This window comes from Maricaulis sp., assembly GCF_039978735.1.
Lineage (GTDB): Bacteria > Pseudomonadota > Alphaproteobacteria > Caulobacterales > Maricaulaceae > Maricaulis.
This window is the reverse complement of sequence record NZ_JBDWAS010000015.1, coordinates 52,815-74,994: the sequence shown is the minus strand read 5'-3', so window position 1 is coordinate 74,994 and position 22,180 is coordinate 52,815. Positions and strand designations below refer to the sequence as shown.

Annotated in this window: 18 protein-coding genes and 2 tRNA genes; 5 read left to right on the top strand and 15 right to left on the bottom strand. The window is 63.5% G+C overall.

Annotated elements, in window-relative coordinates:
• Positions 1 to 14: 14 nt before the first annotated feature.
• Complete coding sequence (locus ABJO18_RS05070) at positions 15 to 2,273, top strand: S9 family peptidase (protein ID WP_348515756.1); 2,259 nt, start codon at positions 15 to 17, stop codon at positions 2,271 to 2,273.
• A 280-nt stretch (positions 2,274 to 2,553) separates the two neighbouring features.
• Here ABJO18_RS05070 and ABJO18_RS05065 read toward each other — a convergent pair whose 3' ends face one another.
• From ABJO18_RS05065 to ABJO18_RS05015, 11 genes are all read right to left on the bottom strand, one after another.
• A complete protein-coding gene (locus tag ABJO18_RS05065; protein WP_348507853.1) occupies positions 2,554 to 4,062 on the bottom strand; it encodes a hypothetical protein in 1,509 nt (502 codons plus the stop codon).
• A 97-nt stretch (positions 4,063 to 4,159) separates the two neighbouring features.
• Positions 4,160 to 4,777: a TonB family protein gene (locus ABJO18_RS05060; protein WP_348507854.1), complete on the bottom strand. Its 618-nt coding sequence runs from the start codon at positions 4,775 to 4,777 to the stop codon at positions 4,160 to 4,162.
• Between the two features lie 316 nt (positions 4,778 to 5,093).
• The gene (locus ABJO18_RS05055; protein ID WP_348507855.1) at positions 5,094 to 6,539 is read right to left on the bottom strand and encodes a tetratricopeptide repeat protein; all 1,446 of its coding nucleotides are present in this window, start codon (positions 6,537 to 6,539) and stop codon (positions 5,094 to 5,096) included.
• 223 nt (positions 6,540 to 6,762) lie between these two features.
• Positions 6,763 to 8,301, bottom strand: a complete 1,539-nt coding sequence (locus tag ABJO18_RS05050; RefSeq protein ID WP_348507856.1) for a tetratricopeptide repeat protein — start codon at positions 8,299 to 8,301, stop codon at positions 6,763 to 6,765.
• Between the two features lie 137 nt (positions 8,302 to 8,438).
• The gene (locus ABJO18_RS05045) at positions 8,439 to 9,056 is read right to left on the bottom strand and encodes an energy transducer TonB (protein ID WP_348507857.1); all 618 of its coding nucleotides are present in this window, start codon (positions 9,054 to 9,056) and stop codon (positions 8,439 to 8,441) included.
• A gap of 12 nt (positions 9,057 to 9,068) precedes the next feature.
• The gene (locus ABJO18_RS05040; protein ID WP_348507858.1) at positions 9,069 to 9,473 is read right to left on the bottom strand and encodes a biopolymer transporter ExbD; all 405 of its coding nucleotides are present in this window, start codon (positions 9,471 to 9,473) and stop codon (positions 9,069 to 9,071) included.
• Between the two features lie 14 nt (positions 9,474 to 9,487).
• Entirely contained in the window at positions 9,488 to 9,898 is a 411-nt protein-coding gene (locus tag ABJO18_RS05035) for a biopolymer transporter ExbD (protein WP_348507859.1), read from the bottom strand.
• A complete protein-coding gene (locus ABJO18_RS05030; RefSeq protein WP_348507860.1) occupies positions 9,895 to 10,434 on the bottom strand; it encodes a MotA/TolQ/ExbB proton channel family protein in 540 nt (179 codons plus the stop codon). The genes ABJO18_RS05035 and ABJO18_RS05030 overlap by 4 nt, the downstream gene beginning before the upstream one ends.
• 14 nt (positions 10,435 to 10,448) lie before the next feature.
• Positions 10,449 to 11,834 (bottom strand): MotA/TolQ/ExbB proton channel family protein, encoded by a 1,386-nt coding sequence (locus tag ABJO18_RS05025; RefSeq protein ID WP_348507861.1) that lies wholly within the window; start codon positions 11,832 to 11,834, stop codon positions 10,449 to 10,451.
• A gap of 25 nt (positions 11,835 to 11,859) precedes the next feature.
• Complete coding sequence (locus ABJO18_RS05020; RefSeq protein ID WP_348507862.1) at positions 11,860 to 12,606, bottom strand: DUF3450 domain-containing protein; 747 nt, start codon at positions 12,604 to 12,606, stop codon at positions 11,860 to 11,862.
• Between the two features lie 619 nt (positions 12,607 to 13,225).
• A tRNA-Gln gene (locus tag ABJO18_RS05015) sits at positions 13,226 to 13,300 on the bottom strand.
• A 215-nt stretch (positions 13,301 to 13,515) separates the two neighbouring features.
• Between ABJO18_RS05015 and ABJO18_RS05010 the strand changes: the two genes are divergently transcribed.
• Positions 13,516 to 13,592 (top strand) — tRNA-Pro (locus tag ABJO18_RS05010).
• A 196-nt stretch (positions 13,593 to 13,788) separates the two neighbouring features.
• The gene (sppA, locus tag ABJO18_RS05005) at positions 13,789 to 15,576 is read left to right on the top strand and encodes a signal peptide peptidase SppA (RefSeq protein ID WP_348507863.1); all 1,788 of its coding nucleotides are present in this window, start codon (positions 13,789 to 13,791) and stop codon (positions 15,574 to 15,576) included.
• Positions 15,577 to 15,660: 84 nt separating this feature from the next.
• Here the strand turns inward: sppA and ABJO18_RS05000 are convergent, their stop codons facing one another.
• Together ABJO18_RS05000 and ABJO18_RS04995 are read right to left on the bottom strand one after the other, a co-directional pair.
• Positions 15,661 to 16,881 (bottom strand): DUF3667 domain-containing protein, encoded by a 1,221-nt coding sequence (locus ABJO18_RS05000; protein ID WP_348507864.1) that lies wholly within the window; start codon positions 16,879 to 16,881, stop codon positions 15,661 to 15,663.
• 67 nt (positions 16,882 to 16,948) lie between these two features.
• A complete protein-coding gene (locus tag ABJO18_RS04995; protein WP_348507865.1) occupies positions 16,949 to 18,589 on the bottom strand; it encodes a peptide ABC transporter substrate-binding protein in 1,641 nt (546 codons plus the stop codon).
• A 128-nt stretch (positions 18,590 to 18,717) separates the two neighbouring features.
• Between ABJO18_RS04995 and ABJO18_RS04990 the strand changes: the two genes are divergently transcribed.
• Positions 18,718 to 19,317 (top strand): hypothetical protein, encoded by a 600-nt coding sequence (locus tag ABJO18_RS04990; RefSeq protein WP_348507866.1) that lies wholly within the window; start codon positions 18,718 to 18,720, stop codon positions 19,315 to 19,317.
• A 22-nt stretch (positions 19,318 to 19,339) separates the two neighbouring features.
• The gene (locus ABJO18_RS04985; protein ID WP_348507867.1) at positions 19,340 to 20,032 is read left to right on the top strand and encodes a hypothetical protein; all 693 of its coding nucleotides are present in this window, start codon (positions 19,340 to 19,342) and stop codon (positions 20,030 to 20,032) included.
• A gap of 81 nt (positions 20,033 to 20,113) precedes the next feature.
• Here the strand turns inward: ABJO18_RS04985 and ABJO18_RS04980 are convergent, their stop codons facing one another.
• The gene (locus ABJO18_RS04980) at positions 20,114 to 21,019 is read right to left on the bottom strand and encodes an ABC transporter permease subunit (RefSeq protein ID WP_291886520.1); all 906 of its coding nucleotides are present in this window, start codon (positions 21,017 to 21,019) and stop codon (positions 20,114 to 20,116) included.
• Positions 21,019 to 21,951, bottom strand: coding sequence for an ABC transporter permease subunit (locus tag ABJO18_RS04975; protein WP_348507868.1), 933 nt, complete (start codon positions 21,949 to 21,951; stop codon positions 21,019 to 21,021). Before ABJO18_RS04975 ends, ABJO18_RS04980 begins: the two co-directional genes overlap by 1 nt.
• Between the last annotated feature and the right edge of the window lie 229 nt (positions 21,952 to 22,180).

Here is a 22,180-nt window from a genome sequence, read left to right as displayed (position 1 = left end):
ACGAGGGGAAGACGATGATATCGCGAAAACTTGCCGGACGGATTGGCGCCGGGCTGACCGCCCTCGCGCTGACCGCCTGCAGCCAGGAGACTGACATGACCGCCGACACCACCGCTGCCGCGCCGCAGACCTCGGCCCTGATCGAACGGGCACGCGGGCTGGAAGCGCCGCGCGCCGAACAGCGCCCCGTGGAGATCGAGCAGCTGGGCTTTACCCGCGTCGACGAATACCAGTGGATCAAGGACGATAACTGGCAGCAGGTGATGCGCGAGCCGGACGTTCTGGACAGCGATATCCGCGAGCTTCTGGACGCCGAGAACGCCTATCTGGACGCGGTGATGGAGCCGACGGCCGATCTGCAGGAACGGATTTTCCAGGAGATCCGCGGCCGCATCAAGGAAGACGACAGCTCGGTGCCCGAGCGCGATGGCGGCTATGAATACTTCACCCGCTACCGCGAAGGCGGCCAGTATCCGATCTACGCCCGCCGCCCGATCGATCCGGAAACCGGCGAGCCGGCCGGCGAAGAAGAAGTGCTGGTCGATGGCGACGCCGAGGCAGCCGATTTCGACTATCTCGACTTCTCCTCGATGGAACACTCGCCGGACCACCAATATGTCGCTTTCGGCGTCGATATCCGCGGTTCCGAATACTACGAGATCCGCATCCGCGAGATCGCGACCGGCGCCATCGTCGCCACGCTGACGGATGAAAGCTCGGGCGACTTTGTCTGGGCGAATGACTCCGAGACGCTGTACTGGGTGTGGCGCGACGAGAATTCCCGCTCCAAGCGCGTCTACCGCCAGTCGCGCAGCGGCGGCGCCAGCGAGCTGATCTATGAGGAGCCCGATGACGGTTTCTTCGTCTCGGTCGGCACCTCGGACGGTGACAATTACATCGTCATCAATGCCGGCGGCCACACCTCGAACGAGCTGCGCCTGATCGACGCCAGCGATCCGACGGCCGAGCCGCAGCTGATCGCGCCGCGCGAGGAGAATGTCGAATACTATCTCACCGAGGCCCGCGACCGCTTCTATTTCCTGACCAATGCCGACGGCGCGGTGGACTTCAAGATCGTCGCCGCCCCGATCGACAATCCGGGCCGGGAGAACTGGGAAGAGGTCGTCGCCCACCGTCCGGGCACGCTGATCAATGCCGTGATCGGTTTTGCCGACTGGCAGGTGCGCATGGAGCGCCAGAACGCCCTGCCGCGCATCGTGGTGCACAATTACGAGAGCGGTGAGGAATACGATATCGCCTTCGACGAGGAGGCCTATTCGCTGGGCATCTCGCAGGGCTATGAGTTCGAGACCGACACGCTGCGCTTCTCCTATGAAAGCCCGTCGACGCCGGAAGAGACCTATGATTTCGACATGGCCACGCGCGAGCGTGTGCTGCTGAAGCGCCAGGAAGTCCCCTCCGGTCACAATCCGGAAGACTATGTCGTGCGCCGCATCATGGCACCCGGCCATGACGGCGTGGAAATCCCGGTCACCATCCTGCACCACCGCGACACGCCGATGGACGGATCGGCGCCGCTGCTGCTCTACGGCTATGGCTCCTACGGCATCACCATTCCGGCCGCCTTCCGCGTCACCCCGCTGCCGCTGGTCGATCGCGGCATGGTCTATGCTGTCGCCCATATCCGCGGCGGCATGGCGAACGGATACCAGTGGTATCTGGACGGCAAGCTGGAGCAGAAGATCAACACTTTCCGCGACTTCGTCTCGGCCGGTGAGGCCCTGGCCAGCGAAGGTTATACGTCGCGCGGCAATATCGTCGCCTATGGCGGTTCGGCCGGCGGCCTGCTGGTCGGCGCCGCGATCAATCTGCAGCCCGACCTGTTTGCCGGTGCCATCGCCGCCGTGCCCTTCGTGGACGTGATCAACACCATGTCGGACGCGGAACTGCCGCTCACCCCGCCGGAATGGCCCGAATGGGGCAATCCGATCGAGAACGCCGAAGATTATCAGACGATGCTCGCCTACAGCCCCTATGACCAGATCCAGGAGATGGACTACCCCCACGTCCTGGCAACGGGCGGGCTGACCGACCCGCGTGTCACCTACTGGGAGCCGACCAAATTCGTCGCCCGCCTGCGCGACCGGCGGACCGATGACGGGCTGACCCTGTTGAAGATGAATATGGGGGCCGGCCATGGCGGCGCTTCGGGCCGTTTCGACAGCCTGCGCGAAACCGCCCTCAACTGGGCCTTCGCCCTGATGGTAGTCGGCCTGGCCGACGAGGAAGTCGAGGCAATCGCGGCCGAATAGGCTGCCCGCACGTCTGAATGAGGAAGGGCGCGTCCGGCCTGGACGCGCCCTTTTTCTGTCTGCTTGCACCAGGGCTCGCCCCGCTTGCGGGGGCGCTGTCCGCGTCAGCAGACTGAGGGGGCGGTGCAGAGCACCGCAGAGAGCGGCAGCGCGCAGACACACCCCCTTCGACCTCACCCGGCCCAAGGCCGGGCTCGGCCACTTCCCCCGCCTTGGCGGGGGAAGCCTACTCTTCCAGCAAGAAGACGAGCTGGGTGGTGGCGCCGATTTCATGCGCCGCCTAGCCGCGCGTGATTCCCGCTTCGCACGCCTGTGCATCCGCGCCGTCTGCCAGCGAAAACGCCGGTCCTTCCGGGCGGGTTTCGATACAGCCGAACAACAGGCCCGCAGGCATGGTCAGGATGGCCCCGTCGCCCGTCACGGCATCGATACGGCTGACGGCTCCGCCCCCTGCCACGTGCTCCAGAGCAGCTGCAATCCGGTCGTCGGTCAGCGGCAGCGGCACACCCGTTTGTGCCAGATGGGACTGGTTTTCCGCGATCAGGTTCGCCACCACGTCCGCCAGACGGGCATCGTCCCGACCGGCCAGATCGCTGTCGGTCAGAAAGGCCAGCAGTGCGCCGCGCTGGTAGGGCAGACGCTCGGTCTCCCGGCTTTCCCAGAGACGCTCGATCAGCTCGTCGCGGGGCAAGCCGCGCACCGGCGATACCCTGTACTCCGCATCCAGCCCGTTCATGGCGTCCAGAAAACCCTGCAGATCGATCTCGCCCTGACGCAGCCTTACAAGATGTGTGAAGTATTCGGTGAAACCTTCGGTGAACCACATACGCGCAGGGTCGGTCGCTTCATCGGTCGGGCCCATGCGGCCGGTGATCCATTCGTGCAGGATCTCGTGCGCCACAGTCCGGCGCACCTCGGCAGCTCCCGCATTCGAGGTCGTCAGAAGGAAGAAGGACTGATGCAGCGCCGTGCCGATCACCGCCGACTGGTCCGGGATCGGCGGCAAGGGCATGGCCGCCATGAGATAACTGTCGAAGGGCACGTCGTCGAACAGGCTGGCAGCCCCGGCAATGGTCCGGTCGGCCAGATCCTGGAACGCGTCACGCGCGAGCGGCAAGTCCCCGCGGATCGCTGTATGCACACGCGCGCCGTCCGTCAGATGCGTGCTGCGGCTGAAATCGCCAAGCAGCCAGAGTGTATCCAGAAAACTGGCTGGTGTGAGTGCGCCGGTTTCAATCGCCATCCCCTCTCCCAGGCTCGAGCTGATCTCGACCGGGCTTCCGTCAACTTCAGCGCGCACGGTATAAGTGAGCGTGTCGTCCGCAGACATTTCCGGATGCACAAAGGCGGCAGCGCCGACAAACACGGCAAATCCGGGCTGGGTTACAGGCCGCATGCCGGGAACCCGCTGCTGCTCCCAGGACGGCAAGCCGTCATAATCCTGGGCGAAGCGGTAATGCAATGTCAGCCAGGCGCCGGGTGCGTGCACGACGTCGATACGCCCGCCGGCCGCTTCGACAGGGCGTGGCTCCCCGTCTGCCTCGATGATCCCGAAGTCGCTGAACTGACGGTCCAGTCCGGCTTCCGGTCCCCATTCCGAGGGCAGAAGAATACCTGTCTCTCCGTCTTCCTCGCCACGGAAACGCAGTGTGACGTCGAAAGCGGAAAAATCCCCGTCGGCGGCCAGAGTATAGGCAATATCGGCGGTTCCGGCCTGTGCCGCAGCGGGCGCCGGACATACGAACATAAAACCGGCGGCCAGGACCGTCGGTACACATCTGGGCAACATGGGCAATCGATCCCCTCTATCGCCCCCCTCGGGGAAGTATATCGCCAATGAGCCGGGAAGAAAGACGGGAGCGGATAGTCCGCCCCCGTCAACATGCCTACTCCTCCAGCGAGAAGACGAGCTGGGTGGTGGCGCCGCGATAGACCACCGGCTCGCCATCGCGAACCTGGGGGTCGTAGCGCCAGCCGGAGACCGCGTTGATGGTCGCCCGCTCGAAGGCCGGGCTGGTGCAGTCGCGGGCCTGGATATTGGCCGTGCGACCTTCCGCCGTGATGTCGAACACGACCGTGCACACGCCATTGCGGCCGCGTGACGCCTCATTGGCCGGAAAGACTGGCTGGACGCGCACGCGCGGCGAGGGCTGGCGGTCGATATTGACCAGACCGCCGCCCGTGCTGATCTCAACCGCCTCGATCGGCGGCAGGGCCCAGCGCGACCCGTCCGGTATGGCTTCCACGGCGGCGCGATCTGTCTCGATGGACGGCGGCCGCGGCGGCGGATCGAGCTGCATGATCTCGTCAGGGGTTATTGGGTCCGGCGGATCGTAGGGCTCGACATCGAACCGGATCTGCAGGGGCGGCAGTTCCTCGACGGGTTCGGGCACGTAAGGCCCGATATCGATCAATTGCCGCATCAGCAGGAAAAGACCGGCGGTAACGGCGCCGGCAGCCGGCAACACCAGCGGTGTGCGGACGGAATGAAAGGTGGCTGTCATGATTACAGGCTCCCCAGTACGGGCGGTCCTGCATGGCCCCGACAGTTCTGCCCCCTGACCGGCCAGGCCCCCGGCGGCGGCCATCGCCGCCGGGAAGGCCGGTGCGGACGGGCACGCCACAACACGGCGCGACCTCTTGCGGAGCCACAACACAGCTCCTTGCCGCAGGATCATGAGACCCCGCCCGTCCGGCAAAACCGGGGCGCAAAAAGGGTCAAATATGGCGGTCTCGGGGAAACATGCGGGCGAAACGGACCGGGCCCGTCCATCTGGATGGACGGGCCCGGCCGCTTGATTGTCCTGAAAGGATGAAGGGTCAGGCGCGCTCGAATTCCGGCTTCAGACGGCCATTGACGTCGAAATAGGGTTCGCATTCGGCCGAGAGGTCAAAGATGCGAACGCCTTCGCTGTCCAGCTGATCCTCGGAGATCACCGGGCCGCGTCGCATGCGCTCGATCTCCAGCTCGCACGCCTCGATCGTGGTGAGTTGGGCAAAGCGTTCGCCATCGCGCTGGATGGCGATCTTCTGCTCGATGAAGCCGATCCAGCCCTGGGCGGTGGCGCGGGAATACTCCCACGCCAGCCCGCGCTCGAAGGCGTCGATGGCGCCGAGCAGATCGTCCTGCTCGACCCGTGTATTGCCGACCAGCGTCCAGGTGTCGCCGGGACGGTTGAGCCCGCCGCGCGAGAGGGCCTGCACGAACATGGCCTCGGCCTCGGAGAACGCGCCGGCGCGGTAGAGGGCCTCGCCGAGGCGCTCATAGTCCGGCCCGGCACCGGTCAGGGTCGCGACCCGCTGCAGGACGGGCCGCGCCCGCTCCCACTCGCGCGCCTGCCGCCAGAGGTCAGCCAGGAGGCGGAAATGCTCCGGCTCCGGCTCGACCCGCCCGGCATTGAGCTCGCGCTCCAGCATGGATGCCCCGCCGAACGGGTATTCGTAGTAGGAATAGTACCGGGCGAGACGGATCAGCTCGTCGCTGTCCGTCAGCATGCCGTTGAGATAGAGGATGCGGTTCACCTCGAAGGCATCGGCTTCGCGCCCCGTACGTGCCAGCAGCGAGGCATAGCTGGTCCAGTAGGCTTTCTCGTCCGGCCAGCGCGCCACCATCTGCCCCAGAAGCCCCGTCTGTTCGGGCAGCATGTCCAGTTGCTGGTAGAAAAAGAGCAGCAGCGAGAAATGCGGCCGGTCCGGCGTTTCGGCCAGATCGAAGGCCTGGCGGGCATAGTTGAGACCGGGTCCGTAGGCCTCCAGCTGGCCATAGCCCTGGGCCAGGCGCATGGCGAGATCCGGGCCCAGCGGCACACCGCGCGCCAGGGCCGTCTCCATCAGATCGATCCCGGCCCGGTACTCGCCCTCGGCCAGCAAGAGCTGGCCGGTATTGATACGCAACGTATTGGCGTCGTCTTCCGGTAGCGCGTCGAGCGCGATGGCCGCTCGCCAGGCCGCGATCGCCTCACGCGGATTGTCCAGCTCCCAGGCACTGCGCCCGGCAAGCTGCAGCAGCATGGCACGTTCATAGGGGGTGAGGCCTTCGGTCTCGAGCATGTCGCGATAGCCCGCCAGCGCGGCGGCGTGCTCGCCGGCGCCCTCATGCTCCATGAGTTCAAGAATGCGCTCGCCGACACGCTGCGAGAGCGTTCGTTCGACGGTTTCCGGTGGCCGGCTTCGCTGTGCCGCCGCCGGCGGGCCGAGCGTCGTGAATGCGATGACGAGCGCAGCCAGACCGCCAGCCGCACCGGTGGTGAATTTCGGGTATCCCATGTGCACCTCCCCAGCACATGACGCGAACTCCCCAGCCCCGGTGCAACGTCATGATGTGGAAAGCTTGCTGTCACAATCGGGCGAGAATGGGGCACCGGTGATTGAAAGCCGGATCAGATCGCGCACAGGTTGGTCCGGTGCCGGTACCGTGCAGGTCCGGCAAAGAAAAACGCCCCGGCCGCGCGGGCCGGGGCGTTGATCCTGTCACCGGATGACCGGACGCCTAGCCGGCGTCGGATTCGGTATCGTCCTCGGTCGCTTCGGCCGGAGCCTCTTCGCCCTCGGCAACGTTCTGGTTCAGACGTTCGCCATACTGGTTGTAGAGGTCTCTGCAATTGTCCGGAACATCGATCACGATACGGCCACTATCATCGATTTCACCGAGCAGAGTGGCTGTCGCGCGCAGGTCCTCGACTGCGAAGCGGCACTCTTCCTGACGCACGCGTTCCCGGATCCGCACTCTGTTCGCCGCTTCCTGTTGACGACCGACGAGGAACTGGATCCAGCCATTGGCCGTCTCGCGCGAGTAGTTATACCGCGCACCTTCGCGGAAGGCCGCCAACGCCGACTCGGTCCGGCCGAGTTCCTCACGGACGTTTCCGAGCATTGTCCACGCCGTCCCCGGACGATCGAGGCCGCCACGGTTCAGCGCTTCCTGGAAGGCTTCCTCTGCTTCCGCCAGCTGTTGTTCCTGGAACAGGGCCTCAGCCAGTTTGAGATAGTCGTCGCCGTCTCCGGTCGTCTGAGCCAGCTGGCGCAGAACCGGGATGGCACGTTCCCATTCGCGGGCCTGCCGCCACATGTTCGACAAGAGCTGCAGGTTGCTGCTGGTGCGTTCGACAGCGCCGGCATTGAGCTCGCGTTCGAGAATCACCGCGCCCCGGTAGGGATATTCATAGAAGCTGTAATACTGCGCCACCGCCACAATTTCACGGCTCTCGGTGAGCATGCCGTTGATGTACATGATCTTGTTGGCTTCGAACGCGTCTTCCTCGCGGCCAGTCTGGGCCAGGAGAGAGGCGTAGGAGCGCCAATTGCTCTTCTCGGTGGGCCAGCGCGCAACCATGCCCTCGATAATGCGGAACTGGTTCGGCACATCGTCAAGCTGTTGATAGTAGAACAGCATCAGCGAATAGTCGCCGCGGCTGCGTTCAGCGGCGGGACGCAGCTCCCAGAAGCGTTCCGCCCAGCGCAGGCCTTCCCGGTACCGCTCGGCCTGGCCATAGGCTTGAGCCAGCATGCGGGCGACCCCGACATTGACCGCTTCCTCGCCGCCCATCTCGATAGCCTGCTCCAACGAGCGAATACCCTCGTTGTACTGTTCATTGGCGATCAGAAGCTGGCCGATATTGATACGCAGATTGACGATTTCCTCGGACAGCATAGCGCCCGTAGCAATCGCGCCCTGCCAGTCCTGGATCGCCTGGCTCGTGCGTTCCGTCTCATAATAGGCCCGGCCGCGCAACTGCAGGCAGACAGACCGCTCGTACGGATTGATGCCGTCAATCCCCAAAGCGCGGTTCAGGGTATCGATGGATGCAGAAAACTGGTCGTTGCCCTGCTGCTCCTGAGCTTCCAGCACGATCTCGCCGACCCGGGCGGTGAATGTACGGTCGGCACCGTCATTCTCTTCCTCCTGGTTGCGATTGCGGCGCTGGGCATCGGCGTCAGCCAGCACGATTGTAGTCATGGCCGCAGCCAGGGCAAGCGTCGCGACGGAGCGCAACAGGCCCGATGTATCGAAACCGTTAAGACGGATCATCGATGGCTCCTTCATACCGGTCCAACTCCCCGAACCGGCTTTGACAATTCCTACGGAACCACTCCAGCCCTTAGGCTTTCCGGTTCCGTCCCGCGGGAGAGCGGGGCGGGTGTCGACGACCCCCGCCCGTCTTCCCATTAATCGGACAGCTGGAAGTCGAAGCGCGTTTCCACGCCGCGACGTGCCACAGGCACCCCTTCCTCGACCTTCGGATTGTAGCGCCAACGCTCCACCGCCCGCATGGACGCACGCTCGAAGAGCGAGCTGTCGCAGCGGAAGATATCGATATTCGTCGGCGTACCGTCCGGGGTCACGTCGAAGCGGACCCAGCAGCTGCCTTCGACACCGCGTTCCGCAGCCCGCAACGGGTATTGCGGCTCGATCCGGACCAGCGGCTGCGCATCACGGTCGGAGACCGAGAAGTTCACGCTGTCGCTGTTCAGCTGCGGCGCCTCGAAGTCGGGAATGGCCCCCATCACGGTAGCCAGGCCTTCGGACGGCTGTTCCGCACGCTGCCGTTCGATCTGCGGCGGCGGGGGTGGCGGCTCGACCTGCTGCACATCGTCGATCGTCGTATCGCGGCGGCGAGCCTCGATATCGGCGACCTCGTCATTGATCGTGAACTGCCGGTCCTCGACGTCTTCGTCTGGCGGTTCCCCCTCAACCAGAATGAGGCGGGTCATGACGAAGAACAGGATCACCGTGACGAAGGCGGCGATCGGGATGCCGATGATGAGGCGGACAAGATTACCCATATTGTCTCCTCCCTACGTCTGGAGTGTCGAAATATGCACTTCGACATCCATCTCGATGAGCAGATCCTGGACGTCGAGGATGAGGCCGATATTGGCCCCCTCATCGCCCTGGATCATCGCCCGGCCCTTGGGGTTCTCTTGCAGCAACTGCTCGATAACCCCGCGAAGTTCATTCATCTCGTAGACCCGGCGGTTGACCCAGACCTCATTGTCCGACGTCACCGCGATCAGCATCGACGGATTGCGGTCTTCCTCGGTCATGGCATCCGGGCGGGTTGTGTCCACACCGGGCTCCTTGATGAAGACCGAGGTGACGATGAAGAAGATCAGGAGGATGAAGACGACGTCCAGCATGGGCGTCATGTTCAGTTCGATCTCTTCCTCACCGGTATTCACTCGACTGACGCGTCGCGCCATGGCTTCCTCCCGGTCTAGCTGTCTTCATTCGTGCGCTGGATCGAAACCGGCACGCCATTGGCGCCCATATCGTCCCAGATCTGCACGATGATGCCGTGGTCGGCCTCGTCCTGGACTTCCAGGAGCACGGCGCTGTTCGGCTCTTCCGCCCGGAAGCGGTTGACGGCCGAGAGCACGCGATCGACATCGGTCCGCGTCCGGTTGACGAAGATATTATTATCGTCGTCAACCTGAACCACGATCGGAGGCGGCGCGTCATCTGGAGGCGTGTCGTCCGAGTCGGGTGGCGGGCGCATGTCGAGGCCTTCTTCCGAGAGGAAGGTGGCGGTGACGATGAAGAAGATCAGCAGGATGAACACGATGTCGAGCATCGGCGTCATGTTCACTTCAGCCTGATCGTCGTGGTGCTTGCTTCTGCGTCTCATGACTCGACACTCCCCTCACCGATCTCGAGCGAGTCGGCCAGTTTCGCAGTGCGCGACTGGGCGAGACGTTCGATCTGGTTGGCGAAGATGAGTCCCGACAGGGACGCCACCATGCCGGCCATGGTCGGGATCGTGGCGCGCGAGACGCCGGCCGACATGGCCTGGGCATCCGAAGAGCCCGAAATCGCCATGACGTCGAACACCGAAACCATGCCCGTCACTGTGCCGAGCAGTCCGAAGAGCGGAGCGACAGCGACGAGGGTTTTCACCAGCTCGACATTCTGATCGCAACGCTGTTTGACCTCCGAGATGAGTTGGTCGCGGATGGCATGGGCATACCAGGACTTCCGGTCTGCCCGTGCATTCCACTCCCGCTGCGCCTGCTTCGCTAGCCCGGCCTGGGCGAAGTAGAAGAAGACGAAGCGCTCGAGGATGAAGGCCCACATCACAAATGTTGTTGCCATGATGACAACGAGGACGGGGCCTCCCCGCTCGAGGAACTCCTGAAGGCCGGTTGATACGGCCTGGAAATCCATAGCGGTTCCTCCGATTAACCGTGACGCTCTTCAGCGTGACGCGCGACCATGCCTGCGGCCTGTTCTTCGAGCACTTGCTGGACGCCGCGCGCGAAGGACTGAGCGAAGGAGTGAATGAACAGCAGCGGGATGGCGGCAATAAGGCCAAGCACCGTGGTCATCAGGGCTTCGGAAATACCACCGGCCATGATGCGCGGATCACCGGTACCGAACAGGGTGATCTGGGTGAAGGTCTTGATCATACCCGTAACCGTACCCAGCAGACCCAGCAGCGGAGCGATACCGGCAGCCAGCTTCAGGAAGTTCAGGCCGAATTCGAGCTTCGGCGATTCCTGCAGGATGGCTTCATCCAGCTTCAGTTCCATCGTCTCGACGTCTTTGTCCTTGGCGCCCTCGTAAGCCAGCATCACGCGGCCCAGCGGGTTGGACTTGGAACCGGACGACTTGCGCTTCTGACCGGCCACGGCAGCTTGCGTCAGCAGCAGCGAGACCAGGCGGAACAGACCGAAGACAGCGGAGATGACCAGCAGGCCGATGATGACCTTACCGACATTGCCCGACTGTTCGATACGCTCTTCCAGGCCCGGAACGTCCTTGTAGATGTCGAGGAGCGGACCGCGGGACGGGTCGACCACGCCCATGACGATCTCGCCGGGATCGGCATTGTACAGGTTCGAGGCACCGCCCACGAAGTTGGCCGGCGGCTGGGCCGGCAGGTCGCGGAGCGCCCATGCGCCCGTCGTATCGTTTTCCTGCCACAGGGCAAAACGCTGGTTGTTGTTGTGGTTGGTGAACACAACGAACGGACCGACGCGGGTGGTCGGTACGGCTTCGCCGTCGCCGAGGCCGGTGACGCGGGCGTTGAAGGTGACGACCTGCTGTTGCTGGATCATCTCCTCGATCGCACGACGCCAGATATAGTCCAGTTCCTGGCGGGTCGGCAGGGTACGCGAATTGGACAGTTCTTCCAGCGCATCGGCACGCCCCGGGAACTGGGCCGAGACGATGGAGCTGTCGATAATGGCAGCGAACTCGCCGGCGGCCTGACGGGCAGCGCCGAACAGTTCACCGAAAGCGCCCTGGCGTTGACGCAGCTCGGCATCGAGCTCGTCAATACGGACCTGGTTGGCTTCAAACGTAGCATTCAGGCGCTCGGACTGAGCAGACAGGGCCGCAAGCTCGGCCCGCGCCTGGCTCAGCAGCGCCTGCTGCTGGTTGGTGCTGGACTGGAACTCGCGAAGGCGTTCCTGGTTTTCAGCGCTGGCTTCACGGGCGTCGGAACGCACGCGCTGCAGCAGCTCGTTGAGGGATCCGGCCGGCTGGGTCTGTGCCACGGCACCGGCGGTAAGAGCCACGCCCATGGAAACGGCGGCGGCGAGCATCTTCATCGTGGTTTTCATAACTTTCACTCTCCGTTCCAAGCCGTTACTGGGCAACTGCCGGGCCAGGCAGCGGCGCCAGGAAGACAGACGGCGTCGTCACTTCCTGGGCGATGCGGATGGCGCGGGTCACGTTGGCTTCATAGCTGCCGGGAAGGGCTTCCCAGTCGCTGGAACCGTTATGGCGGATCGTCATGGAACCATCGTCATACTGGCGGATCATGGCGACACGGCCGATCTGCAGCACGGTGACATTCACCGGAACACCCTCTTCCAGGACCGTGTCCTCATAGGCGTTCAGCGAACGGCCGTAGGAGGCTTCGATCTCGTAGGCGTTGAGAATGACGCGGTAACGCTCGGCCGGCGAGATATTGGGATCGTCAACCAGCTCGTAGAGGTTCTCGATGCGGGCCAGACGGCCGTTCTCGCCTTCCAGGCGGAAGGGCAGGTCGAGATTCACGAACTCTTCGAGGTTCTGAACCATCTCCCGCATCATCGGCGCCAGATCGGTCTCGATGCTGTCAACGCGGTCGATCTGTCCCTGGAGGGACGCGACTTCGCTTTCCTGCGAGCGGATGAAGACTTGCTGCTGCTCGACATACAAACGCTGCGATTCGATCTGCTCGAGCAGAGCACGATACTCCAGCTCAATATCGGTCCGCTGGTCGTCCAGCTGGTCGATGCGGCGCTGCGTCTGCGCGCCTTCCTGCGTGTTGTTGCGCGCAACACTGAGCGTTTGGTCCAGCTGCGCAACGGCGGCACCGCCGAAGGCGCCCGCCGCAACTGTCGCCATAAGCGACGCGCGAACCAAATTCTTCAAGTTCACCATTTCTCGCCTCACAATGGTCAATGCGGGTTCCCATGCAGGTCCCCCGCCCCAAAAAAACTTCGATGCTGACCGGCAAAAACCTGCCGGTTAGGCCCCCTACCCTCGTTCTCAAGCGGCCCGGTCTGAGCGGCCTGCAGACAGCGACCGCACAGGGCGGTTTGTATTCTAGTCCTCGAAGGTATCGCTCCAGCAACCCTTTCGAAACCCCGTGATGGTTGGCCCATCAACTTATAGGCGCATGCACGCCGCTTGCGAATTGGCATGAACGCTAACACCAGCGTTACACCACGATCAATACATCTTTGTGGCTGGAATGCGGCCTCAGCTGCGCTCAAATCGCCAAGATTCGCGTATCGCGACCACCCCCGGCCTGTCATTCGCGCAAAAATGGTATTCCGTTTCCGGTACGGTTGCACAGCGAAACGGGACGAAACACGACATTTCGGGAACAGGCGAAAAATCGGACCGTGTGGCCGCACGCGGACCGCGAGCGGCTCGGCGTGCCAACATCACAATTTCGCGATGCCGGCATGGCCGGACCGGTGATCCGGCAGGTTCTTTTCCGATATGATCTGGAAAGGAATGGCTGGGGCGCCAGGATTCGAACCTGGGAATGTCGGTACCAAAAACCGATGCCTTACCACTTGGCGACGCCCCAACCGGGCCCGTCAGCGAGGACGGAGCGCGGTAAATACATAACCCCCGGGGGGGATGCAACGGGGCAATGCGGTTTGCTGCAGCGCAAACTGCACATGACGCATGTCCGCAGGTGAATCCGCATAGCTTCTACCCCGCTCCGGCGCGGACTGCAGCTTGCCTGTCATTGGCGCGTTGCGCCGTACAAAAGAGTTGGCTATAAGCCGCGCCTCGGTTCGGAGTATAGCTCAGCCTGGTAGAGCACCGTCTTCGGGAGGCGGGGGTCGCAAGTTCGAATCTTGCTACTCCGACCATTCACTTTCCCGCCCCTGATCTCACTGCACAGCATCCGCTTCCGGCCACCGGACTGCGCCGTATTGCCGCCAGCGGGACTTTGCCGGACACGATCCCTCGACCCAAATCCCTGCGGGCCCTACATTATGGTGCAAAAGGGGACCGCATCTTGCACTGCGGCGTCTCCGTGTGTCTGCGTGGGTCGAAAGGGCTTCCATGAAACAGTTCTGGGTAACGTTCTTCGGATCGATTGTCGGCGTCGTCGTCGGCTCGGTCCTCACCGTCATCGTCGTCTTCCTCATGATCGGCGCCATGATCAACTCCGCCATGGAGGGCGCCCAGCGCGAGACCGCCCTTCCCCATGACGGTATTGTCCTGGAGCTGGATCTGCGCACGCCAAGGCTCGACAGCCCGTCGCGTTCGCCCTTCGCCTTCGCCGAGCCGCTCTCGGTCGTCGATATCGTCCAGACCCTGGAACGCGCCGAAGACGATGCCCGCGTCCAGGGCGTTTTCATTCGCGCCAATGAATTCGGCCTGTCGCCGGGCATGGCCGAGGAAATGCGCAATGCGATCGCTGACTTCCGCGAGGCCGGCAAGTTCGTGATCACCCACGCCCAGGGCTTTGAAGGCACCAGCGTGACCGGCTATTTCGCGGTTTCCGGGTCTGACGAGATCTGGCTGCAGGACACGGCATCCTTCACGCCGGCCGGCCTGGCGTCGGAGGTGATGTTCCTCGGCGGGCTGTTCGAGCACTTCAATGCGGAACCGCAATTCGAGCAGTTCCACGAGTACAAGAACGCCGCCAACACCTACACCCAGACCGGTTTCACCGACGCGCACCGCGAAGCTGCGGAGTCCTATCTGGGTTCAATCTACGACACCGCCGTCGCCGCGATCGCCGGCGATCGCGGCTTCTCGACGAGCGAGATCCGCAGCGTGTTCGAAACCGCCCCGCATACGGCTGAAGAGGCGCTCGATGCCGGCCTTGTCGACCGTCTCGGCCATGTCGTCGAAGCCCGTGAAGCCGCGCTCGACCGTGCCGGTGCCGGCAGCGAGGTGGTGGAGCTCTCCGTCTATCACGAGCAGGCCTCGCCGGCCTGGAGCAATGCGCCGGTCATCGCCCTGATCGAAGGCCAGGGCGCCATCGTGACCGGCGACGCCGATGCCAGCCCGCTTGGCGGCGACGAGATGATCGGCGGCGACTTCACGTCCGAGGCTATCCTGGCCGCTGCAGACGATCCGAACGTCCGTGCCATCATCATCCGGGTCGATTCGCCCGGCGGATCGGCCATCGCGTCCGACCAGATCTGGCACGCGATCAACCGGGCCCGCGAAGCCGGCAAGCCGGTCGTGGTGTCGATGGCCTCGCTCGCCGCGTCCGGCGGCTATTACATGGCCGCGCCGGCTGACTATGTGCTGGCCCACGCCACCACGCTGACCGGTTCGATCGGGGTGCTGGGCGGCAAGATCGTGCTGGACGAGACGTTCGGCATGGTCGGCCTGAATGTCGAGACGCTGTCGGTGGGCGGTGAATACGCCACGGCCATGTCCAGCCAGGAAGCCTGGACGGACAGCCAGCGCGCCGCCTTCCGCGCCCAGATGGCCAATGTCTACGAGGACTTCACCCAGCGCGTGGCCGATGGCCGCGACCTGCCGCTGGAACGCGTGCTGGAGATTGCGCGCGGCCGCGTGTGGACGGGCGCCCAGGCGCTCGACCTGGGCCTGGTCGACGAGATCGGCGGCTTCCGCGATGCGGTCGATGCGGCTCGCGAGCTGGCCGGCCTGGCCCCCGAGGACGAGGTACGTCTGCGCCGCTTCCCGCGCCAGCGCACCCCGCTGGAAGCCTTCCAGGAGCTGTTCGGCGTCTCCGCCGAGTCTGCCGAAACGGCAGCCCGCCTGAACGCGCTGATGGAGATGCCGGAAGTGCGTGCGGCCATCCAGGCCCGCCAGGAAGCGAACCAGCCGGGCGTGCAGATGCGCAGCCGGGTGGCCGTGCCGCAATAGCGCGCCGGCTATTGCTGAAGACAGGAAAGGGCCCGCTCCGGCGGGCCCTTTTTTTGTGTCCGGTATGAAGGCGGAGCTCCCTGGCTAGGACGCCGTAAACAAGCCGACGAAAACCAGCACCAGCACTCCGAAGCTCAGGACAATCATGTAGAGAAAATCCATGAAGACCGTCCGCAGGAAGGACGAAAACCGGCCGTGGGCATAGACGGTGCGGTGCAGCCTGTAGAGGTAGTAGTTCGACCACAGGAAGAAGACCAGAAAGGCGAGCGCGGAATCGATGACCAGGCTGACCACCCCGACCACGATAAACATGAAGAAGAGGAAGGCGTGGAAATGCAGCGTCACCACGAGGTGGTCGTAGAAATAGAGCCCGCGCTTGTAGAAATGCGTGACCGCCAGCAGCAGGGCGTAGATCGGCAAGAGGCCGAACATCAGCCGCGGCGCCCAGGTCTTCATGGCGACCCAGAGCGCCTGCCCCTGTGAATCGATGACCGCATCAATTCCATCGGCCAGGCGCAGCCGGAAGCTGAGCGGCACCTCCTCGATCCCGTCGAAATTCATCACCATGCCCTCGGAGATTTCCACGGTCTCGTCGGGGTCCAGCGCGGCCGCCTCGCGGGGATAGTATTCCGGCAGCAGGCCATAGCGGATACGCTGCTTCAGCTCGTTGCGCTCGGCCTGTTGACGCAGTTCGCGCGCCTCGGGCGTTTCCGCGCTTTCGGCGTTCTCTGCCTCGTCCAGACCGCGCTCGACCTGGCGGATCACCTCGTTCCGCGCCTCTTCGGGCATCATGGCGAGCCCCGCCTCCAGATCGCCGGTCTCCAGCGCCTCACGTGCCTCTGCGACGTCAGAGCTTGCGGCCGGCTCCGGCCCGGTGTTCAGGCCCTCGTTCACTGCGAAGAAGGCGAGGAAGAACAGCACACTGGCCGTCAGATAGAGCCGGAAAGGCATGACATAGCGTGCCCGCACGCCCGTCAGATAATTCGTCGTCAGCTTTCCCGGCTGGAACATGAGCGGCGGCAAGGTCCGCCACAGCCGTCCCTCCAGTCCGAACAATCCATCCAGAATGTCCAGCAGAAGGTCCCAGACCGGCCGGTGGAACGTGTCCGAGGCCTGTCCACAGCTGTGGCAGACCGGGCCGGAGAGCTCTGTTGCGCAGTTGGAGCAAGTCCCCGCAGGCGTCGGAGGAGTAAAGACCGAAAACCGGTCGGACTTGCGGCGGCGCGATGACCGGATCGCGTCTTCCAGTTCGCCGGCGGCAGCGCCACCGACAACGGCATCACTGACGACATCACTTCCAGACATGACGTATCCCCCGGCCTTGCCCTGTTGTGCGCAGGCTAGGTCGGGGGGATGTCGTCTGCAAGTTCGGCTAGCCGCCTTCGCCTTCTGTGCCAGCTTCGCTTGCGCTGGCCAGGCAGAGATAACGCGTGCGGTGCAGGTCGACGATATTGTCTTCCCAGCCGGTCACGTCCGGGTTCACCAGATTCTTCGAGACATAATAGACGATCGGAATGATCGGCATGTCGTCGACAAACATCTGCTCCGCCCGGGCCAGCATTTCGCCCCGGCGTTCCAGATCAAGCTCGCGGTTCGCCTCGGTGACCAGCGCGTCATACTCCGGATTATTATAGCGGGAGTAATTCATCGGCACCGAGCTGTACTCGCCCAGGAAGAGGAAATTGTACGGGTCGTTATAGTCCGCGATCCAGCCACCATCGGCGATCTGGAAGTCCTGGGCGCGCAGATTGTCGTAGTGGATCTGCGTGTCGTTGACGATCAGCTCGGGCTCGACCCATTCGGCGATCGCCGACCAGTCATTCTGCACCACCGGCGCAACGCGCGGATTATCGCGGGTTGCGCGATAGGTGTATTCGAAGCGCAGCGGATTGTCCGGACCGTAGCCGGCAGCCTCGAGCAGCTCGCGGGCACGCTCGCGGCGCGCCTCGATCGGCATGTCGGCCCACTGGGCGCGCACGCCGCCCGGATAGTTGGCCACGCCCGGCGGAACCAGCGAATAGGCCGGCTCGTACCCGGCGCGCAGGATCTCGTCGGCAATGAAGTGCCGGTCGATCGCCATGCCCAGCGCATTGCGTACGTCGGGATTGGAGAAGCCGTCCAGATCCGTGTTGATGGAGAAATAGATCGTGCCCATATAGGGCGCGATGCGCACATAGTCCGGGATTTCACGGCGCAGGAAGTCCAGCTGCTGGCCAGGGAAATCATTGTTGATGTGCAGCTCGCCATTGCGCACCCGGCGGCCGGCCGCCGAGTTGTCGACGGTCGGATAGTAATACACGTCGTCGATGCAGACATTCTCGTTGTCGAAGAACATCTCGTTGCGCTGCAGGTGCACGAAATTGTTGGTACGCCAGTCTTCAAGGCGGTAGGCGCCATTGACCTGGATGTTCGCCGGGCGGACCCATTCGTCGCCATACTGCTCGACCACGTGCTGCGGCAGCGGGAAGGTCGTGTAGTGGGTCAGAAGCCCGGGAAGATAGGGCGCCGGATTGACCAGGCTGATCTCCAGCGTGCGATCATCGATCGCGCGCACGCCGATCTCCTGCGGGTCGAGTTCGCCGCGCGTCGCCGCTTCCATGCCGGCGATCGGGTACAGGAGGGACACATATTGCGCGCCCGTCGCCGGCGAGGCGATACGACGCCAGGCGTAGACGAAGTCGTCAGCCGTCACCGGTTCGCCATCCGACCAGACAGCTTCACGCAGGGTGAAGGTCCAGGTCAGACCGTCTTCAGAGACGTCCCAACTTGCGGCCATGCCCGGAACCGGCGTGCCCGACACGTCTTCGGTGAACAGACCGATGAACATGTCACCGATAATGTTGTTCTCCCACGTACCGGTGGCCTTGTGCGGGTCCAGCGACAGGGGCTCGGAGGAATTGCCGCGATGCAGGACAACCGCGTCGCTGTCGGTCGGCTGGCCGCCGCCGCAACTCGCCAGCACAAGGGCGGAAGCGGACAGGAAAAGGGTGCTGATAATGGCTTTGCGGATCACGGTTCGGTCTCCCCTCCGACGCGTCACTGGAAGATGTGACTCTCGTTCTAGCCGAACATGACGGGCCGGTCGACAGCCGCCTGCCGGTCGCGCATAGTTCGAAGCGTGCGCAACTTGACGGAAAGAAGATGAACGCCCGATTACTCCTTGTGATATCGCCACTTGTCCTGACACCCGTCGCTTATGCGCAATCCGGTGACTCGCCCCTGCAACCGCTGTTCGAGTGCCGCAACATTGCAGACGATGACGCGCGCCTGGCCTGTCTCGATGCAGCGGTGGAAACCCTCTACGGAAATGCGGAGTCCGGCGAAGTTGTCGCGGTCGATCGCGGCCAGATCGAAGCGGCAGAAGAATCGATTTTCGGTCTGAGCCTGCCCAATTTCTCCATCCCGGGACTGGGCCGGCGCAGCGGCGGCGAAGGCGATCTGGTCGAGGCCGATGCGACGGCCCAATCGCCGGACCGTATCGTCCACCGCACCGAAGACGGCGATATCGAGCGGATCGAGAACCTGTCGGTCACCGATATCGAGATCAATCGCGCCGGCGATGTCGTGGTTACCCTTGCCAATGGCCAGGTGTGGCGGCAGACGGACGGAACTCACATACAGGGACTTCGCGGCGGCGTCCGCCCCGGCCTGACGGCCAATATCCGCAGCGGGGCCCTCGGCTCCTACTTCATGCGCCTGAATAATGGCGGGCGCTGGTTCCGGGCCGAACGTGTCGAATAGCCTTACAATCAGGGAATCAGCCATGTCAGTTCTTTTCCGCGTCGGCCTGTCTGTTGCAGCCGTCGCCTTTCTTAGCCCCGGCGCCACGGCGCTTCAGACCGACCCGGTTGACGATGTTCTCGCCTGCAGGTCGGTCGTCGACATCGAGGCCCGACTAGCCTGCTTCGATGCCAGCGCAGAGCGACTGGCGACGGCCAGGCATTCGGGCGATATCGTCATTGTCGAGCGGGAAGATGTCGAAGCCGTCGAACGAGACAGCTTCGGTTTCAACCTGCCGAGTCTGCCCCGGTTCCGGCTCCCGAGCCTGATGGCCGCGCAATCCGAACACGACGCTGTGGCGGAACTGAACGCCTCCGGGATAGAGGAGGCACCCTCCACGAGTTCGACCTCCTCCCAGCCATCGGCAACGGCAGTTGCACCAGAGCCACAGAGCGCGTCCGAACTGGATGGCAATGAAGTTAGGGTTGTTGAACGCGACCGCGACGGCAATGTCGATACAGTCACCATGAGGATCGATCGGACACGAGTCGTGGGCTACGACACGACGGTCTTCTACATGGCCAACGGCCAAGTATGGCGTCAGGTAGACGATGGTGAAGTCCGGCTTTGGGGGAATGGGCCACACTTCGCCGAAATCCGGCGGGGTGCCATGGGGAGTTATCTTCTCCGCATTGATGGCGATGGCCGCGCGATTCGCGTACGTCGCGAACAATAAGACCGGCACACTCGAAGGACAAGGCCGCCCCGGATAGCCCGGAGCGGCCTTTTTTTTGTGTCGTAGCGGCTGCGTTCGCCGCTAGCGGTCCTTCGGGTCGATCGCGTCTCGCAGGCCGTCGCCGATGAAATTCAGGCAGAACAGCGTGACCATCATCGTCACCGCCGGCCCGATCAGCGTCCAGGGCGCGGGCTCCATGTCCTGTGCACCGGCCGAGATCAGGCGGCCCAGCGAGGTCAGCGGCTCTTGCACACCCAGGCCAAGGAAGGACAGGAAGCTTTCGGCCAGGATCACGACCGGGATCATCAGCGTGACATAGACCACGACCGGTCCGAGCACGTTGGGAATGATGTGACGCTGGATGATCTTGAAGCGGGACACGCCGGCGGCCTCGGCGGCCTCGACGAATTCCATGTTCTTCAGCGCCAGGGTCTGGCCGCGCACGATGCGCGCCATGGTCAGCCATTCCACGGCACCGATGGCCACGAAGATCAGGATGATATTCCGTCCGAACACCACCATCAGCATGATCACGAAGAAGATGAAGGGCAGCGAGTAGAGGATGTCGACGAAGCGCATCATGGCCTGATCGACCCGGCCGCCGATAAAGCCGGCCGTCGCGCCCCAGGTCACACCGATCAGCAACGACACGATCGTCGCCACCACGCCCACCATGAGCGACACACCAAGGCCCACCAGGATACGCGCGACCATGTCGCGGCCCTGCGCATCGGTACCCAGAATGTGCCAGTCTTCCCAGGTCGGTGCGATCCAGACCTTGTCGCGATAGATCGTGTCGTAGTCGTGCACCCACAGCGCCTGTCCAACCGTCGCCAGCAGGATCAGGATGCCCAGGATCACCATGGAGGTGACGGCGGCACGATTGCGCATGAGGCGCGCCAGGGCATCGTCCCAGAGGGAACGGCCCTTCACGGAGGCGGCTTCGAGGATTTCCGCCTTTTCCCCGGGCGTCGACAGCAACGTCATTATTCGTACTTCACTTTGGGACTGAGGACGCCGTACAGCAGGTCGGCGAGCAGGTTCAGCACGATGATCAGCGTGGCGTAGATGATCACCACGCCCATCACGACCGTGTAGTCACGCTGCAGGGCGGCATCGACGAAATGCTTGCCGATACCGGGCAGCTGGAAGACACGTTCGATCACAAGCGAACCGGAAATCACGGCGGCCGAAGCCGGACCGAGATAGCTCACCAGCGGCAGCACGGCCGACCGCAGCGCATGCCGGAAGATGACGGCGTGGGCGGACATGCCCTTGGCGCGTGCGGTTCGGATATAGTTCGAGCGGATCACCTCGATCATCGACGCACGCATCAGGCGCGCAATGATCGCGATCTGCGGCAATGCCAGCGTGATGATGGGCAAGATGAGCCGGTCCGGCGTCATGCCGTAGCGTGGATCGAGACCACCCGTCGGCACAAGACCGAGATAGAGGCCGAAGACCAACGCCAGGATCGGCCCCATCACAAAGGGTGGAATACTGATTCCCACCATCGCGAAGGTCATGACCGAGAAATCGCCCGCCGTGTTTTGCCGTAACGCCGCCACGGAACCGAGGAAGGAGCCGAGCGTGATCGCCAGCAGCATCGAGAACAGGCCGATCGTCGCGCTGACCGGAAAGCCTTCGGCGATGATCTCGTTGACCTGCTTGTCACGCAGCTTGAGCGACGGTCCGAGATCGCCTCGGGCGAGATCGCCCATATAGTCGAGATATTGCCGCCACAGCGGCTGATCCATGCCGTAATTGGCCAGCAGGATCTGCCGCGTCTCCTCGGGCATGGGCCGTTCCAGATCGAAAGGCCCGCCGGGAGCGGCACGCATCATGAAAAAGGCGATCGTGATGATCACCAGGATAGTCGGGATGGCGACGCCTACGCGCCGGAGTACAAAACCAAACATGCAGTAATCGGCTCGTTCCGGAGTTCGCCGCAGTTTCAATGGGGCGCGGGCATTGTCAATGAAGCCTCTGCCGTTACTCCTGCATCAGGGCGGTATCGGCCGGGGGCAAGGGGGCCGTCCGGGACAGTGCTGCCTGATCTGTCGCACCACTGACAAAAGACTCGGCCACGATCAGCATGAGGACGAGCCAACCCAGGCGCAGGACGCGCTTGCTTATGAATTCCCCGAC

What these genes read in the sequence shown, in the direction of transcription:
- ABJO18_RS05070 (WP_348515756.1), top strand. Translation starts at nt 15, where the DNA reads ATGATATCGCGAAAACTTGCCGGACGGATTGGCGCCGGGCTGACCGCC.
- ABJO18_RS05065 (WP_348507853.1), bottom strand. Translation starts at nt 4,062, where the DNA reads ATGTTGCCCAGATGTGTACCGACGGTCCTGGCCGCCGGTTTTATGTTC.
- ABJO18_RS05060 (WP_348507854.1), bottom strand. Translation starts at nt 4,777, where the DNA reads ATGACAGCCACCTTTCATTCCGTCCGCACACCGCTGGTGTTGCCGGCT.
- ABJO18_RS05055 (WP_348507855.1), bottom strand. Translation starts at nt 6,539, where the DNA reads ATGGGATACCCGAAATTCACCACCGGTGCGGCTGGCGGTCTGGCTGCG.
- ABJO18_RS05050 (WP_348507856.1), bottom strand. Translation starts at nt 8,301, where the DNA reads ATGATCCGTCTTAACGGTTTCGATACATCGGGCCTGTTGCGCTCCGTC.
- ABJO18_RS05045 (WP_348507857.1), bottom strand. Translation starts at nt 9,056, where the DNA reads ATGGGTAATCTTGTCCGCCTCATCATCGGCATCCCGATCGCCGCCTTC.
- ABJO18_RS05040 (WP_348507858.1), bottom strand. Translation starts at nt 9,473, where the DNA reads ATGGCGCGACGCGTCAGTCGAGTGAATACCGGTGAGGAAGAGATCGAA.
- ABJO18_RS05035 (WP_348507859.1), bottom strand. Translation starts at nt 9,898, where the DNA reads ATGAGACGCAGAAGCAAGCACCACGACGATCAGGCTGAAGTGAACATG.
- ABJO18_RS05030 (WP_348507860.1), bottom strand. Translation starts at nt 10,434, where the DNA reads ATGGATTTCCAGGCCGTATCAACCGGCCTTCAGGAGTTCCTCGAGCGG.
- ABJO18_RS05025 (WP_348507861.1), bottom strand. Translation starts at nt 11,834, where the DNA reads ATGAAAACCACGATGAAGATGCTCGCCGCCGCCGTTTCCATGGGCGTG.
- ABJO18_RS05020 (WP_348507862.1), bottom strand. Translation starts at nt 12,606, where the DNA reads ATGGCGACAGTTGCGGCGGGCGCCTTCGGCGGTGCCGCCGTTGCGCAG.
- sppA (WP_348507863.1), top strand. Translation starts at nt 13,789, where the DNA reads ATGAAACAGTTCTGGGTAACGTTCTTCGGATCGATTGTCGGCGTCGTC.
- ABJO18_RS05000 (WP_348507864.1), bottom strand. Translation starts at nt 16,881, where the DNA reads ATGTCTGGAAGTGATGTCGTCAGTGATGCCGTTGTCGGTGGCGCTGCC.
- ABJO18_RS04990 (WP_348507866.1), top strand. Translation starts at nt 18,718, where the DNA reads ATGAACGCCCGATTACTCCTTGTGATATCGCCACTTGTCCTGACACCC.
- ABJO18_RS04985 (WP_348507867.1), top strand. Translation starts at nt 19,340, where the DNA reads ATGTCAGTTCTTTTCCGCGTCGGCCTGTCTGTTGCAGCCGTCGCCTTT.
- ABJO18_RS04980 (WP_291886520.1), bottom strand. Translation starts at nt 21,019, where the DNA reads ATGACGTTGCTGTCGACGCCCGGGGAAAAGGCGGAAATCCTCGAAGCC.
- ABJO18_RS04975 (WP_348507868.1), bottom strand. Translation starts at nt 21,951, where the DNA reads ATGTTTGGTTTTGTACTCCGGCGCGTAGGCGTCGCCATCCCGACTATC.